At 45.5% G+C, this 15,349-nt stretch carries 14 protein-coding genes; 8 read left to right on the forward strand and 6 right to left on the reverse strand.

What is annotated here, in order from left to right:
* Positions 1-166: 166 nt before the first annotated feature.
* The 3 genes from NST40_RS02905 to NST40_RS02915 form a co-directional block, all read right to left on the reverse strand.
* The gene (locus tag NST40_RS02905) at positions 167-733 is read right to left on the reverse strand and encodes an FAD-dependent oxidoreductase (RefSeq protein ID WP_076278138.1); all 567 of its coding nucleotides are present in this window, start codon (positions 731-733) and stop codon (positions 167-169) included.
* A 167-nt stretch (positions 734-900) separates the two neighbouring features.
* Positions 901-2,484, reverse strand: a complete 1,584-nt coding sequence (locus NST40_RS02910) for a HAMP domain-containing sensor histidine kinase (protein ID WP_076186276.1) — start codon at positions 2,482-2,484, stop codon at positions 901-903.
* Positions 2,481-3,164, reverse strand: coding sequence for a response regulator transcription factor (locus NST40_RS02915; protein ID WP_076220407.1), 684 nt, complete (start codon positions 3,162-3,164; stop codon positions 2,481-2,483). The genes NST40_RS02910 and NST40_RS02915 overlap by 4 nt, the downstream gene beginning before the upstream one ends.
* Before the next feature lie 475 nt (positions 3,165-3,639).
* Here NST40_RS02915 and NST40_RS02920 point away from each other — a divergent pair, with 475 nt between their 5' ends.
* The 3 genes from NST40_RS02920 (at position 3,640) to NST40_RS02930 (ending at position 8,561) form a co-directional block, all read left to right on the forward strand.
* Positions 3,640-4,803, forward strand: coding sequence for a glucose-1-phosphate adenylyltransferase (locus NST40_RS02920; RefSeq protein ID WP_076278140.1), 1,164 nt, complete (start codon positions 3,640-3,642; stop codon positions 4,801-4,803).
* 122 nt (positions 4,804-4,925) lie between these two features.
* On the forward strand, positions 4,926-6,029 hold the full coding sequence (gene glgD / locus NST40_RS02925) for a glucose-1-phosphate adenylyltransferase subunit GlgD (protein WP_036676786.1): 1,104 nt from the start codon (positions 4,926-4,928) through the stop codon (positions 6,027-6,029).
* Between the two features lie 99 nt (positions 6,030-6,128).
* Entirely contained in the window at positions 6,129-8,561 is a 2,433-nt protein-coding gene (locus NST40_RS02930; RefSeq protein ID WP_036676789.1) for a glycogen/starch/alpha-glucan phosphorylase, read from the forward strand.
* An 81-nt stretch (positions 8,562-8,642) separates the two neighbouring features.
* On the opposite strand, the gene NST40_RS02935 is transcribed toward NST40_RS02930, so the two are convergent.
* On the reverse strand, positions 8,643-9,122 hold the full coding sequence (locus NST40_RS02935) for a GAF domain-containing protein (RefSeq protein ID WP_036676791.1): 480 nt from the start codon (positions 9,120-9,122) through the stop codon (positions 8,643-8,645).
* A 228-nt stretch (positions 9,123-9,350) separates the two neighbouring features.
* Here NST40_RS02935 and NST40_RS02940 point away from each other — a divergent pair, with 228 nt between their 5' ends.
* From NST40_RS02940 to NST40_RS02955, 4 genes are all read left to right on the forward strand, one after another.
* Positions 9,351-9,632 (forward strand): hypothetical protein, encoded by a 282-nt coding sequence (locus NST40_RS02940; protein ID WP_036676794.1) that lies wholly within the window; start codon positions 9,351-9,353, stop codon positions 9,630-9,632.
* Between the two features lie 184 nt (positions 9,633-9,816).
* Positions 9,817-10,371, forward strand: coding sequence for a GNAT family protein (locus NST40_RS02945; protein ID WP_076219362.1), 555 nt, complete (start codon positions 9,817-9,819; stop codon positions 10,369-10,371).
* Positions 10,372-10,401: 30 nt separating this feature from the next.
* Complete coding sequence (locus NST40_RS02950) at positions 10,402-11,910, forward strand: MDR family MFS transporter (protein WP_076219361.1); 1,509 nt, start codon at positions 10,402-10,404, stop codon at positions 11,908-11,910.
* 68 nt (positions 11,911-11,978) lie between these two features.
* Positions 11,979-12,167: a hypothetical protein gene (locus NST40_RS02955; RefSeq protein WP_342410389.1), complete on the forward strand. Its 189-nt coding sequence runs from the start codon at positions 11,979-11,981 to the stop codon at positions 12,165-12,167.
* 307 nt (positions 12,168-12,474) lie between these two features.
* Here the strand turns inward: NST40_RS02955 and NST40_RS02960 are convergent, their stop codons facing one another.
* Both NST40_RS02960 and NST40_RS02965 read right to left on the reverse strand, forming a co-directional pair.
* Complete coding sequence (locus tag NST40_RS02960) at positions 12,475-12,906, reverse strand: hypothetical protein (RefSeq protein WP_342410390.1); 432 nt, start codon at positions 12,904-12,906, stop codon at positions 12,475-12,477.
* A 243-nt stretch (positions 12,907-13,149) separates the two neighbouring features.
* A complete protein-coding gene (locus NST40_RS02965; protein ID WP_036676802.1) occupies positions 13,150-13,617 on the reverse strand; it encodes a MarR family transcriptional regulator in 468 nt (155 codons plus the stop codon).
* A gap of 349 nt (positions 13,618-13,966) precedes the next feature.
* Here NST40_RS02965 and NST40_RS02970 point away from each other — a divergent pair, with 349 nt between their 5' ends.
* Entirely contained in the window at positions 13,967-15,310 is a 1,344-nt protein-coding gene (locus NST40_RS02970) for an MFS transporter (RefSeq protein ID WP_076278143.1), read from the forward strand.
* Positions 15,311-15,349: the final 39 nt, after the last annotated feature.

Below are 15,349 nucleotides of genomic sequence, written 5' to 3' on the forward strand. Positions count from 1 at the left end.
GTTGCATAAAATACACTTAAAACAGCCGTGTGGGTGTTATTGTATGAAATAGCTGCATCAAGTGCAGTTATTTTTAAATTTCGTAACTTGGTTCTCCTGGGTGACGAAAAAATCCGAAAGACCGATTCCTAAGAATCATCCTCCGGATTTATGTTTTGAGTATAGATTAAGCTTTCAGCACATCATGATCAACGTAACGCGTACCATTTAACTCGCTAATTACATTAATAGCTACCTTCGCACCATCGCCTGCGGTAATAATGGCATGTACACTTACTCCAGCAACAGTACCAGCAGCCCAAATGCCTGCGATATTCGTTTTGCCTTCAGGATCTACGGCTACTACAGTTTTGATTCTTGGCTCTGTACCATCCTTAGTCTCTACGCCAGCTTTGGCAGCTAGATCTGTAAGGGCGCCTGTGGCGAGAATGACATGTTTTGCTTCATAGATAATTCCATCTTCAGTTTCAATGACAAAACCATTGCCGCTGGAGGTGAGGTTGATAGCCTGTTCGGAAACCAGCTCAGCGCCAAATTTAACGGCTTGCTTATGCCCGGTTTCGACCAGCTCAGGACCACCTACTTCGGAAATTCCATAAAAGTTCTCAAACCAACCTCTGCGGGTCATGCCCTTATCGTTGTCGATCAGCAGCGTTTTTTTGCCCGCCTTGGCGGCGAACAGGGCTGCGCTTGCACCGGCAGGACCGGCGCCAATTACGGCGATTTCGTACATGTATTTACCTCCTAAAAGTTTTGTGGAGCGATGCTCCTTAGAATGGACTACATAGCAAAACTGGTAACGAAAGCATACGCTTGGTTTTGTGGAGCAAAACTCGCTTCGAAAGCATACGCTTAAGTTTTGTGGAGCGACGCTCCAGTTCCTCTTAATTATAACGGTTGTTACTCTTCCTTGGCTAATCCTTCCTCGCAAGGCAGGCTAACCGTAAACGTTGTCCCCTCGCCAACGGTGCTATTTACACTAATCTTGCCGTGATGTGCCTCGACAATAGATTTTGTGATGGAGAGACCCAACCCTGATCCGCCGTATTTACGTGTGCGAGAGGAGTCACTGCGGTAGAATCGATCAAAGATATGTGGGATGTGCTCTCCGGGAATTCCGTAGCCATTATCCCGCACGCTTAATAGAGCTTGATTTCCTTCCGCTTGCAAAGAGAGATGAATGCTCCCTGTCGTGGCATTGGTATGCTGAACTGCATTGTGGAACAGATTCAGAATCACCTGCTTGAGCTTATAGGGATCATATTTACCACGGATGCCATAGGAAATATCAAATGTAACTTTCCGTTGATCTGCGAGCAAAAGCAGATGCGGCTTCATTTCGTGAATCACCTCGCTGAGAATCAGATCAGTCATCTGCAGCTGTGGAGCTCCATCCATTCGAGCGAGCAGTAGCAGATCCTCGACTAGCTTATTGATTCGTTTCGATTCACCATGCATGCTTCGCAACGAGTTATATAACTGTTCTTTATTATCGGCGGCGCCCCGCAGCAAGACCTCAAGAAAACCGTGTATTGAGGTAAGCGGAGTTCTAAGCTCGTGGGAAGCATCGGCAGCGAACCTGCGCATCTGCTCCTTGGCCTCCCGTTCATTATGAAAGGATATTTCGAGACGTTCGAGCATACCATTGAATGAATGAGCAAGCTTGTCGATCTCGGCTTGTCCTTGGTCAACTGGAAACCGAATGTCCAAATTACCGGCATTAATGATCTCAGCCGATTCTCCCATATTAGATAGAGGAACTAACGTCTTTCGCAGGGCCGGTAAGTATAGGAATAATCCAGTCAATAAAGCAATCACTGACAAACCTGCGTAGATCAGCAGCTGCTGCATTATCACATCCGTCAATGGCCCCGTGCTCACACTCATTTGCAGCAGCAATCTAGTATTTCCAGGTCTATAAAGATTCATGAATATAGCTAGATGTTCAGTTCCGTCTTCAGCTTGGATGAGCTTGTAATTTCCTGTTGCCCTATCCGTGGTGTGAATCAGCAGCGCATCGTATTGCTCATTGGTCAGCCTGGGTGCTGCTATATCTGAGAGGGTTAATTGCTGTAAATCCCTGAAGGTGCCATCCGAGCTGTACATGGCGAGAGTTGTATGGGCATCAAGCAGAAGCGGGCGCCGGTTCTCGCCAGTTCGCAGCCCACTTGGCATTTTATTCATGTCTTCTCTTTCCAACGGGAAATTGCTGTTAAACTCGTTGTTCGTGTCATTTATACCTGTGCTGTCCTCGTCATAGGAATTAAAAAAGTTAAAAAACATCTCACGGGGGACAGAACGTATTTGCGCTTCCATAGACTCGGCTCTATTGCTGTATATAAAATCTCGCATAAGGATATATTGTAAGACTCCAATTAGCAGCAGCAATCCTGATAGAATAAGCAGCGATGTGGCAAGCAGCTGTTTACGCAAGGAACGTGGTGCAGGCAGTCTGCGAAGCCATCTGAAGATGGGAGTGCTCATAGATCCACCCGGTAGCCTGCGCCCCGCAGGGTACGGATAATACGGTGCTCCTTATCTCCGAGCTTCTCACGAAGCGAACGGATATAGACCTCAACAATATTTTCCTCACCGCCAAAATCATAGCCCCACACTTTATCAAGAATCATAGGCTTGCTGAGTACAAGGCCGTGATTGATAACGAGATACTGTAATAACTCGTATTCCGTAGGGGAGAGTTCAAGTACTTCCTCCCTGAAGCGAATTTCCTTTCGCCGACTGTCAATTCGGAAAGGACCGCAGCGGACCTCACCTAGCAGCCCCGGAAACTGATTCCGCAGCCGCGCTTGGATCCGCGCTAGTAATTCATCAAAGCTGAAGGGCTTGACCATATAGTCGTCAGCACCAATAGATAGTCCTTTTACGCGATCATCCACTTCGTCTTTTGCAGTAAGCATGATGACAGCTACCTCTGTCTCTTCTGAGCGCAGATAGTGACATACCTCGAATCCATCCATACCCGGCATCATAACATCCAGGATAGCTACATGGGGCTTGAATTCAGCTGCAATCGAAATGGCGCTTAGCCCGTCCGACGCGGTTCGTACATCAAAACCTTCGTTAAGGAGACCCAGCTCCAGGAACTGTAATATATGAGGCTCATCATCTACGAGCAGAAGTCGAACTCCTTGTACTGCTTTCATTATAGGTTCCTCCAAATCGGTGATAGATAGCTTCATTATGCCATATCCGGTTGAATGTTTGCTGAAGACCGAATGATTCTTTTTCTAGAATAAATGAGTGAATTTCTTTCACATGGCTTTAAATTGGTTAATCTAGTTATAAGGAATATTAACGTGTTTAATGACAAACAGGGTTAAAAATTCCGGATTTTCGGAATTGCGATAAAGGGTTTTGACGAAGAATATAGAACACTTTACAATAAGGATAATCTCCTGATTCAGGCTCCTGATTTTGGAGAATGCTCTCCCTATTTTAGGTTAGATCATCCGAACGTGTAAAATTTCCTTCCTCGTTTTTTCAACTTTGTCATCTTCCTATCAAGGCTCATTTCTTTCTGGTGTATTTCTTTTCTAATTCACTTCTTTTTGGAATTCTGTTCATTCATCCTAGGTTTGCTGAACTTTATATTACCCATAAGTCAAGGGAGGCTTTTCCATGAAGAAAAAAGAAATGGTAGCCATGCTATTGGCTGGAGGCCAAGGCAAAAGATTGAAAGGTTTAACCAAATCGCTTGCCAAGCCCGCTGTCTATTTTGGGGGCACTTATCGGATCATCGACTTTCCTTTAAGTAACTGCTCCAACTCGGGTATTGATACTGTCGGTGTATTGACACAGTATGAGCCACTTATACTACATTCTTACATCGGAGTAGGCAGTGATTGGGATTTGAACCGTAAGAATGGTGGAGTATTCGTATTGCCACCGCATGAACGTGAGAATGGAAGCAGCTGGTATCGGGGAACAGCCGATGCGATTTATCGAAATCTTAAATTTGTAGATCAGTTCGACCCTGAGCATGTTCTTATTCTATCCGGTGATCACATTTATAAAATGGATTATCATGCTATGCTGCAATACCACAAGGAGAGAAATGCAGATTGCACAATTTCTGTGATTGACGTTCCGCTGGAGGAAGCAAGTCGATTTGGAATCTTAAATACGGAGGACGATCTGAAAATTTACGAATTTGAAGAGAAGCCTGCACAGCCAAAAAGCACGCTAGCTTCTATGGGTGTGTACATCTTTAAATGGGAAATTCTCCGCAAGCATTTACTGGAGGACGGAGAGAATATAGGGTCATCTCACGATTTTGGTAAGGATATCATTCCTTTGATGCTGGAAGACGGAAACTCTTTATTTGCGTACCCTTTTGAAGGGTATTGGAGAGACGTTGGTACGGTAGCAAGCCTGTGGGAAGCGAACATGGATTTACTGAGCGATAATCCACCGCTTAATCTAAATGATCCCAACTGGCGCATATTTACACGCAATCCGAATCAACCTGCTCAATATGTCGCACCTGGGGCGAAAGTGTCAGGATGCATTATTAATGAAGGGTGCATTGTGCATGGTGAAGTGAAGCACTCGGTTCTTTTTTATGGCGTAGAAGTAGGTGAAGGCAGTGTGATTACGGACTCCGTAATTATGCCTAAGGTTAAGATTGGTAAGAACGTACGCATTCATAAAGCGATTATTAGTGAAAATACGGTAATCGACGATTATATGGAAATAGGCATCGAGCGGGAGAACGAGAACGAAATTCTGCTGATCGACAATAAAAGCAAAAAACGTAAATCAGCTGTGGCCAAAACCATATAATCAAGCTAAAACGCCTTCGGCGTCCTTCTAGGGACGGTAAGCGTTTATGCGAGATTTATAAGGATAAAGTATATAGTGAAACTTATACTTTCTTATAAATTATAAGAGGACGGTGGATTCCGATGAAGCAACTCATGGGTGTAATTAATCTGGATCATGAACTCGATAAACTAAATGAACTCACTTATTTCCGCTGTGGTGCAGCCGTACCTTTTGCCAGTCGTTATCGGTTGATAGATTTCGTGCTTTCCAATATGATGCGTGCGGATCTGGAGAGCGTGGGCCTGTTTGTTCGCCGTAAATATCGTTCTTTAATGGACCATTTGGGTGACGGGAAATCTTGGGATATGAATCGCAAGCATGGGGGACTATTTATTTTGCCTCCGGACTGGAATGATCCCACCGATACTTCTCTTGGCGACCTTCAGCATTATCATAATAATCTGGATCTTTTTAAACGGGGATCTGCAAAATATATTGTGTTTTCCGGCAGCCAGCATATTAATACTATCGATCTCCAGGACTTGTACAGCTACCATTTGGAGAAGGGTGCCGATGTTACAGTAGTATACAAAAAAATAGAGCAATTGCAGCCAGAGCATGAGTTATGCCAGCGTATTGAAGTGGACGAAGAGAATAATGTGACCAATATCCATCATGAGAAGGATCATCCCAATTTATATCTCGATATCTTCATTATGGAGAAAAAACTGTTCCTGGAGCAGGTGGAACATTGCATTGCACATGGGGAGAGTTACTTTTTCCGTGATGTCATTCAGAAAAACCGCCATAAATTCAAAATCGCTGCTTATGAGTATCATGGCTATCATGCCGTAATTAATTCATTGGAAAGCTATTATAAGAATAGTCTGGAGCTGCTTCAGCAGGAGAATTACTTTAGTCTGTTCAAAGAAAGCCCAGTACAGACGAAGATTAAATATGAGGCTCCTACCCGATATTTAGAGAGCGCAAATGTCAGCAATTCACTGGTGGCTAACGGCTGCATTATAGCTGGAACGGTGGAGAACAGCGTGATCTTTCGTGGGGTTCAGGTACGTAAAGGAGCGAAGATCATCAACTCTGTAATTATGCAGAAGTGCATTATAGAGGAAGATGCTGTTATTGAGAATGTGATCATGGATAAGGACGTACATTTAAGTAAGAATCGAATTCTCGTCGGGGATAGTAAACGTCCATTTGTGATCGCCAAGAGCAGCAAAATATAAACCAACTGGATTAGATGAAACGAAACAGTATAACCTATCTGATCTACAGGCATAGTCTAATGCATCCCTAAAAAAGCTTTTGTCAGGAGGAACCTGCTGTTGTTTAACGATAAAGAAACTTTCAAACAGGTGTTTCGCGAGACGCTCATCAGTAAATTGGGCAAACCTTTGGAGGAAGCCTCGAATGCTGATGTCTATAAAATATTAGGCAACATGATTCGCGAGAATGCCGGGAAAAATTGGGCGGATACCAATCAAAAGTACAAGACGGATAAGGATAAGCAGGTATACTATTTTTCTATGGAGTTTCTGATCGGAAGACTTCTGGGGAACAATCTGCTGAATATGGGCGTGCTGGAGGTCGTGCGTGAGGGATTGGCCGATCTTGGTTTCTCGCTGCAGGATATTGAGGAGGTAGAAGCCGACGCTGGGCTTGGCAATGGAGGACTTGGACGTCTAGCTGCTTGTTTCTTGGATTCACTGGCCTCCCTGCAATATGCGGGGCATGGTTGCGGTATACGTTATAAATACGGCCTGTTCGAGCAGAAAATCGTTGACGGGTATCAGGTGGAACTGCCCGATTACTGGCTGCAAAATGATAATGTATGGGAAGTGCGTCGTGAAGACAAACAGGTAGAAGTAAGGTTCTGGGGCGTGATTGAGACTCGGGAGGAGAACGGGCGGCTTATCTTTGAGCATAGTCAATATGAGGCCGTTCGTGCAGTTCCGTATGATGTGCCTATCATTGGTGCAGATCGGCGGCATGTGAATACACTGCGCAACTGGAGTGCGGAGTCCATCACCCAGCCTACCAGAACCTTTGGCTCTTTTGCCGGATCAGACTATCATAAATTCCTGGAATATAAGCGTTCCGTAGAATCCATCTCGGAGTTCCTGTATCCGGATGACTCTCAATACGAAGGCAAGCTGTTGCGGTTGAAGCAGCAATACTTCCTCTGCAGCGCTGGCCTGCAAAGTATTCTGCGAACCTTTGGAAAGCTTGGACTCCCTATACAATCGCTGCCCGACAAGGTTGCACTTCATATCAATGATACACATCCGACGCTTGTAATTCCTGAATTGCTGCGGATTCTGATGGATGTACATGGATTAGGATGGGATGAAGCGTGGAGTATTACAACTCGTATGGTGTCCTATACAAATCATACGATCTTGAGCGAAGCCCTGGAGAAATGGCCTATTCAAATGGTCAGGGACTTGCTTCCACGTATTTTTCTTATTATTGAAGAGATCAATGCCCGCTTCTGCGGCGAGCTGATGAGTCGTTATCCCGGTGATCAGGACCGGATTTCACAGATGGCAATTATTCATGACGATCAGGTTCGCATGGCCCATCTGGCGATTGTGGCGAGCCATAGTGTCAATGGGGTAGCGGCGCTGCATACAGAAATATTGATGAAACGCGAAATGCGGCTCTTTAATGAAATGTACCCGCACCGCTTCAATAATAAGACGAATGGGATTACTCACCGGCGCTGGCTGATGCATGCCAATCCAGATCTGGCTAATCTTATCAATCAATCGATAGGAACCCGCTGGATGAGCCATCCGCAAGAGATGATTGGCTTGATTAAATATTGTGAGGATGCATCCTTCCAGGAACAAGTGGCCAGCATTAAACGGCGGAATAAGCTCAAGTTGGCTGAATACATCTACAGCAAGCATTCGGTACATGTAGACCCCGACTCTATTTTTGATGTTCAGGTGAAGCGCCTGCATGCTTATAAGCGGCAGCTGCTAAATATTTTGCATATTCTGCATATGTACAACCAAATCAAAGATAATCCTTCGATGGATATGGTACCGCGCACGTTTATATTCGGAGCAAAGGCGGCGCCAAGCTATCATTTGGCGAAACGAATTATCAAGCTGATCAATACTGTGGCGGAGGCTGTCAACAAAGATCCGGATGTTAAAGGCAAGATTCGTATCTTTTTCCTTGAGAATTATTCGGTATCTTTGGCCGAGAAGATCATTCCTGCTGCGGATATTAGTGAACAGATTTCTACAGCGAGTAAAGAGGCTTCCGGTACGGGGAATATGAAGTTTATGATGAACGGTGCATTAACCGTAGGTACGATGGACGGCGCTAACGTGGAAATGCATGAGATGGTAGGGGACAACAATATGTTCCTGTTCGGTCTTCGTGCTGAGCAGGTAATGGATTATTATCAGCATGGCGGCTATCACGCACGTGATATCTACAATGGGGATAGCCGTGTGAAGGAAGTATTGGATCAGTTGGTTAATCCGGGACCTATATGCTGTCATGGTGCGGAGTTTGAGACCATTTTCCATTCTCTTTTGGATAATAACGATGAATTCTTTGTGCTTAAGGATTTCGCAAGTTATGTCGAGACTCATGTCGAGATTGACCGGGCATACCGCAACCGTCAGGAGTGGCTGAAAAAGTCTATTATAAATATTGGTCATTCCGGTAAATTCTCAAGTGATAACACGATTAGCCGCTACGCGGCGGAGATTTGGAATATCAGTCCGGTACGGCTATAGGCTCAACAAGAATAGGCTGTCTTATAAGTAGGAGATTCCTACAAATGAGACAGCCTATTTCTTATGCTCTATAGAGTTGCTTTAGATAACTTCCGATACCAGGGCTGCGAATCGCTCCAGGAACCGGCGTTCCTCATCATCAAAACGATCTTTCAGCGGACTGTCGATATCGAGTACGCCAAGCAAACGATCATCCTTGATCAGCGGGACGACAATTTCGCTGTTTGAAGCGGCGTCACAGGCGATATGTCCCGGGAATGCATGCACATCTCCTACTACTAACGTGCGTCGTTCCGCAGCAGCCGTTCCGCAGACTCCACGAGATAACGGGATGCGGATGCAGGCAGGAAGACCTTGGAAAGGCCCGAGCACAAGCTCCTTGCCATCAAATAAATAAAAACCGGCCCAATTCGTATCCGGCATAGCGTGTTTAAGCAGTGCCGAAGCATTGGCCAGGTTGGCCGTTGCACTTGGTTCGTCCTTTACTAATGCTTCTAGTTGGATTAGAACCGCTTCAAACTGCTCGTTGCGTGTTCCATCGTAAGGCATAGCTTGAAACATGAAGCATCACCTTCCTGTACTTTAAATTCAAATATCAACTCATAACTGTAATTATCAACATAGTACAGCTAGACATGATACGTCAAGCGACAATACCAATCTGTAACAATATGGAATCTTCCTTGAAGTCCATGAAATGCGGAACAGCCACAATAATGTTTCCGGGGATCGGTCAGAGGGTAATGCTAGTATAAATACCGAAGGCTATATAGCCGGAAGAGGTGGAATATGCGCGCTGATGTACAGAACTTGTTCATAGGAATTCATATGCTTTATTGTGCACGGGATAAAGATGTGACGATCTCAGAGATGCTGCTCGGACTTGAAGATCTGGGGTATCGTGTAGGAGAACGCGAAGTGAAACAGGAATTGGAAAAGCTGACACTGGACAACTTTCTGACTGCCCATACCGAAGGGTACAGTATTACGGGGACTGGAATTGAAGAGTTCAAGGATATTCGAGCCAAACTTCAGGTGTTATGCAGTGAAGTTATTCATGAAGCGGAATGAAATCATTGTAGTTAAGTTTAATAAAAAGCGTCTGTATTTAGGGAGTGTTTGCTCCCTGTTGCAGACGTCTTTTTACGTTAACGCGTAGAATTTGTTCTTTTCAATGTTAAAGAATTTAGAACTTTTATCTTAAGGATATACTCTTGAATGATGTATAATTGATAAGTTGAAGGGGGGCAGAGACTTGTACATCTGCAATGGAGTGATACCCACACTGGTCGGCAGTAGAGTGAAGCTGTGTGCTATGACTACTGAACATGCTTCAGCATTGTATCAGATCTGGTCTCATCCAGAGGTCACCCGCTGGCTGGGGGTTCCAGCATTATCCTCTATCGAAGAGACTGAGCAACTGATTGCATTTTTATCACAGATGGCTCAGGAAGAGGACAGCTTACGCTGGAGTATTGTAGGACCCGGAGGTGAAGTTATAGGGAGCTGCGGGTATAACTATTGGCAGTTACAGGGAGCTTACCGCGGGGAAATTGGCTGCGATCTGGCGCCTGCCTTATGGGGGCTTGGATATATGAAAGAAGCGCTTGGTTTAGTGCTCAACTTCGGCTTCAATAGGATGGGGCTGAATCGGATAGAAGCGCTGTGTCATCCTGATAATAATCGTGCGGAGAGGCTGGTTCAAACGCTCGGCTTTCAGAAGGAAGGTATACTGCGTCAATATCGTCAGACACCTTCCGGCTTTCAGGATGTGACTCTGCATGCGCTTCTGCGTGGGGAATGGCAATGATTTTATTACATAAAGAGAGGGTTTGGAACATTGAAGTCAACAGGGGATTTAGAACGTAAATTAATACTGATAGGGGTGCTGCTAGCTACCTTTTTGGCTGCGATTGAAGGAACGGTAACAGGACCAGCGGGTCCAGCTATCGTAGGTGAATTTCAGGGAATGCAGTGGCTTAGCTGGATTTTCACTTCTTATTTGCTGGCAATGGCTATTACTACTCCTATTTTCGGCAAAATCAGTGACCTCTTTGGACGCAAGCCGGTGTTCATGTGGGGGGCAGCTGTTTTTTTATTAGGCTCATTATTATGCGGTATTTCGCAAAGTATGGAACAGCTGATCCTGTTCCGGGCAATACAGGGGATTGGCGCGGGTGCGCTCATTCCAATGACCTTTACCATTATCGGGGATATTTACAGTATTGAAGAGAGAGCGAAGACACAAGGATTACTTAGCTCTGTATGGGGGATTTCCTCTTTGGTAGGCCCTCTTCTTGGAGGATATGTTGTAGATTACCTAAGCTGGCGCTGGGTATTTGTCTTTAATCTGCCATTTGGTTTACTAGCAATGGTATTTATTGCCCGTTATTTGAAGGAAGAGAAGGTACGCCGGAAAGCACAAATTGATGTGGCAGGGGTGCTGCTATTCGCTGCTGGTATGGGCGCATTACTCTTCGGTCTCTCCACAGGAGGACAGAATCTGGAGTGGACATCCCCACTGCTAATTGCAACTCTAAGTGTGGCTGTTATCCTGCTAGTCTTATTTTTCTTTGTGGAGCGTCGTGCTCCTGAACCTATGTTGCCGCTGGGTCTATTCTCGAACCGCAATATCGCAGTATCTACAGGCGCTAACCTGCTGGTAAGCACATTAATTATTGGGCTTTCTACGTATGTGCCATTATGGGTGCAGGGTGTATCCGGAAAAAGCGCCGCCATCTCAGGTTTGCTACTGGCGCCGATGTCGGTAGGCTGGATGTTTGGTTCGATCGCCGGAGGGCGGATGATTCTAAAAGCAGGTTCGCGTCGAACCGCAATGCTTGGGTTGATTATGATCGCTGCCGGGGCTATTGGTCTGGCTTTCTTAACAGGGGAGTCTTCACAGCTGCTGCTCTTATGCTTGATGCTGGTCTGTGGAGTTGGCTTTGGGTATTCTTCTACAGTCTTTACGATTATCGCGCAGTCCTCTGTTGCGTATGAGCAACGGGGAGCATCTACAGCGCTTAATGCGTTCACGCGTTCTTTAGGACAGACTGTTGGGGTGGCTATTTTTGGTTCCTGGCTGAACTTGAATATTGATAAGCTGTTAAGAAAAAAACCAGATTCGAACATCTCAGGAGATGATATTAATAAGCTGCTTGGATCACATGCAGGAACCAACCTGTCTGGGGAAGTATCAAACAGTCTGCGTGATGCCCTTGAAGGTGGTCTTCATTCATTATTTATCGTAATGGCAGTTTTCGCTGTTTTGTCGCTGATAATTTCCTGGGGTTTGCGCAAGGGTGTGCCTTCAGTAGAGGATGCTTCATCGTCCTTGAAAAAGGCATAACTTATTAGGTAGATAGCGTTTAAATGTGCTTGATCCATACGAATTGACTTCCTGGAGTGGCGTACGGAGTGACGCACGGAGTGATGCATGGAATAACGGACGGAGTGGCGTACGGACTAACGGACGGAGTGGCGTACGGAAAGACGCACGGAAAGACGCATGGAGTGACGCACGGAATGACGCACAGAGTGACGCACGGAGTGATACATGGAATGACACATGGAATAACGGATGGGTGGCACGCCAGATTGATGTAACCTCTAGAGTAGAGCGTCGATGGAAGCAGTGGAAGCAATCGTTAGGCAAATTTAGTTGTATTTTGTACAACTATAATCCTGCCGTTAACTCTTCAATGGATATAACTGTATTTAGTACACCTATTTTCTTGTTTTACTCGCCTAGGGGTACTTTTTCTGTTTTTAATTGTACAGAATACACTTAAAGTTAGAATAATCCGATTTGCATACGAAATAGCTGTACAGAATGCAGTTATTCCCTAAGTTACTGCTCAGGTTCATCAAGATCGGGCGCTGAAAATATAGCGGGTTATATCAAAAGTGGGTTTTACTGAGAGTGATAGTTACGGTCAGCTAGAAGGGACGTCCAATCGGAAGTGTGTTCGCCAAGTCCAATCGGAAGCGTGCACGCCAAGTCCAATCGGAAGCGTGCACGCCAAGTCCAATCGGAAGCGTGCACGCCAAGTCCAATCGGAAGTGTGTTCGCCAAGTCCAATCGGAAGCGTGCACGCCAAGTCCAATCGGAAGTGTGTTCGCCAAGTCCAATCGGAAGCGTGCACGACAAGTCCAATCGGAAGCGTGCACGCCAAGTCCAATCGGAAGTGTGTTCGCCAAGTCCAATCGGAAGCGTGCACGACAAGTCCAATCGGAAGTGTGCTACGCCAAATCCAGTCGGAAGCGTGCACGCAAGTCCTGCCGAATAAGGATGATGATGATCCGAGGTTTGCCAAAAGCGGACCTCAAAGTCCGTCTTCGGCATCGACTTACTGCCCTAACTGATCAGTTCCCAACTAATGTTCGGCTAACGGAGGCTGTAAAAAGGCACTCAAATTTTGCTCAGAGGGGTCATAAGGACTTATATCATCTGCTCAAGTAAACTGCCGCAGAACAAAGAAAACCAATAGGCGATTCTCAAATAAATCGGAGAATCGCCTATTGGTTTTCTTTTTACCATTAACAGAAATCAATAACAGCTTGTCTAAAACACATAAATAAGCGACTCTTACTTACGAGGAAGAGGGGATAGCTTCTCAGCTTGTAGACCCATCTTTTTGAGCAGAACAATCATTTGTTCCTTCTCATCATCATTCAGACCGCTGAAAGCAAGATGCAGGCGTTCTGAATATTTCGGATACATCTCATTCATGAGACGTTCACCTTCCGTAGTCAGCTCCGCAAAAATCACACGGCGGTCGCTCGGACAAGGCTTACGCTGCAAATAGCCGCGTTCCTCAAGCTTATCGATTACGTAAGTAACGTTGCCGCTTTGCAGCAGCAGCTTGGCGCCAATTTGTTGAATGGGTTGTGGTCCCTTATAATACAACACTTCCATAACGGCAAAGGCAGTCGGATTAAAACCTTCAATTTTGCTGCCGGTAACAGCATGTTCATTAATGCTCTTAAAAGACTTGGCAAATACCCGGTACAAATGTAGTGTTAATTGCGTATCACGTTCGTAAGATTGTATCATGCTTCTCCACCCTCTATCGTTAATCATGTGTGAACTCATCGCACAGTTTGCAATCAATAGTCATTAGTGCACGGGTTACCTGTGCAACGAACCTTGAGATAACCTTAGAATACGTGAAAGAGCGAATGAAGAACATGTGATTTGTCACAATGAGCACACTTTTAATTATTAAAAATCAAACAATTTTTTGAATACGATAAAAACGAAGGTTTTTTTGATTTCAGTCTTTGAAAGGATAAGAATTTCAGTCTTAGGTTCAAGCGCTATTTACGCCTCCAGACGGATGATTGATGTTCTCCAATATTTTACTATTACTTCATCGAGAAATAGTAACGGGGAGTGAAGTAAGATGGAGGAACAACTGGCTCATGATTCAAAAGAAGGAAAGCTAACGGCGAATAAGCCCTTTATGCTGCTTATTGCCGCACAGCTTGTATCGAATGTGGGAGACTGGTTGCATATCCTAGCGCTACTGACAATGGTAGGTTTTAAATGGAATGCGACACCGTGGGAAATTACGGCTATATCTTTATGTATGGCTGTGCCGTTGCTCTTAGGAGGACCGTTCGCAGGTTATTTAAGTGATCGTTTTAACCGCAAGGCGCTGATGATTGGTTCGGATCTAGCTCGTGCCGGAATCGTTGTTTGTTTGGTATTTGCAGGTTCTCTCTGGCAGGTATATGTCCTGCTGGTGGCTAAAGGGATCATGGATGTACTCTTTTCACCAGCCAAAAGCGGAAAGCTCAAGGAGCTTGTCCCTGCGGCCCAGATGGATAAAGCCATGGCGCTTAGCTCATCTATCGAACAAATAACCAAAATTGTAGGTCCTGCTCTAGGTGGACTGCTGGTTGCCGCATTTGGTATTGCCGCTTGTTATGTGATTGACTCGGCTACCTTCATTTTATCGGCGGTCATCTTAATAGGACTGCCGCGTGCGGCTGCACTGAAGAAAGATGCAGCAGAGGATAACACAGGGGAGAATGGTGCTCGGAAGTCTTTTCGCCAAGAAATGTCGGCGGGTCTGCAGGTGATCGTGGGAATGCCTGTAGTACTTTGCGGGATTGCTATGCTGGTGTTAGTGCTGCTAATGCTGCAAATTGGTGATTCGCAGATTGTAACGTTATTCCGGGAAATTCCGGGTGTGAACGGTGATCTGCTGGGTTGGTGTGTGGCAGCCAGTGGTCTTGGCACCTTACTGTCAGCCCTGCTTGTAAGCCGTATAGGCAGTGGTAAACATACGCTCGTCTTCATGGGATTGGGAGCTGTAATTATGGGGGTTGTTTTCTCAAGTGCAGGAATTGTAACTGCCCACGGTCAGGCTGGATTATGGATGAACATCGCTTTGTTTGGTTCTTTTATGTTTGCTGGTGTGGGGGCAGGCCTTGCGTTCATTCCCTTCAATTCAATGCTGCAACAGCGGACCCCTGCGGAATACACGGGCCGTGTATTTGGGACTATAGGCAGTCTAACAAGTGCGGCTGTTATCTTGGGACCTGTAGCCGGTGGGGCTTTAGTTACAGCGTCAGGACCTGTCCCGGCTTTCATTCTCTCTGGTTTGCTTACAGCCCTGCTCGGAGTGTTACTGTTAATGCTGCGGGGTAAAATCGAGCGTAGAGATGAAGCGGCAATTAAACGTGAAGAAGAAATTTCAGCAACAAATAACCTAGAGCTTCTCGGACAGACCTCTCTTTAAAGGGAGGTTTCTTTTTTAAATAGGAGAGTAGTTCTCTGA

Source organism: Paenibacillus sp. FSL R10-2778, from assembly GCF_038593035.1.
Lineage (GTDB): Bacteria > Bacillota > Bacilli > Paenibacillales > Paenibacillaceae > Paenibacillus_AQ > Paenibacillus_AQ odorifer.

What these genes read in the sequence shown, in the direction of transcription:
- glgD (WP_036676786.1), top strand. Translation starts at nt 4,926, where the DNA reads ATGAAGCAACTCATGGGTGTAATTAATCTGGATCATGAACTCGATAAA.
- NST40_RS02910 (WP_076186276.1), bottom strand. Translation starts at nt 2,484, where the DNA reads ATGAGCACTCCCATCTTCAGATGGCTTCGCAGACTGCCTGCACCACGT.
- NST40_RS02920 (WP_076278140.1), top strand. Translation starts at nt 3,640, where the DNA reads ATGAAGAAAAAAGAAATGGTAGCCATGCTATTGGCTGGAGGCCAAGGC.
- NST40_RS02960 (WP_342410390.1), bottom strand. Translation starts at nt 12,906, where the DNA reads ATGCCGAAGACGGACTTTGAGGTCCGCTTTTGGCAAACCTCGGATCAT.
- NST40_RS02970 (WP_076278143.1), top strand. Translation starts at nt 13,967, where the DNA reads ATGGAGGAACAACTGGCTCATGATTCAAAAGAAGGAAAGCTAACGGCG.
- NST40_RS02940 (WP_036676794.1), top strand. Translation starts at nt 9,351, where the DNA reads ATGCGCGCTGATGTACAGAACTTGTTCATAGGAATTCATATGCTTTAT.
- NST40_RS02965 (WP_036676802.1), bottom strand. Translation starts at nt 13,617, where the DNA reads ATGATACAATCTTACGAACGTGATACGCAATTAACACTACATTTGTAC.
- NST40_RS02905 (WP_076278138.1), bottom strand. Translation starts at nt 733, where the DNA reads ATGTACGAAATCGCCGTAATTGGCGCCGGTCCTGCCGGTGCAAGCGCA.
- NST40_RS02935 (WP_036676791.1), bottom strand. Translation starts at nt 9,122, where the DNA reads ATGTTTCAAGCTATGCCTTACGATGGAACACGCAACGAGCAGTTTGAA.
- NST40_RS02915 (WP_076220407.1), bottom strand. Translation starts at nt 3,164, where the DNA reads ATGAAAGCAGTACAAGGAGTTCGACTTCTGCTCGTAGATGATGAGCCT.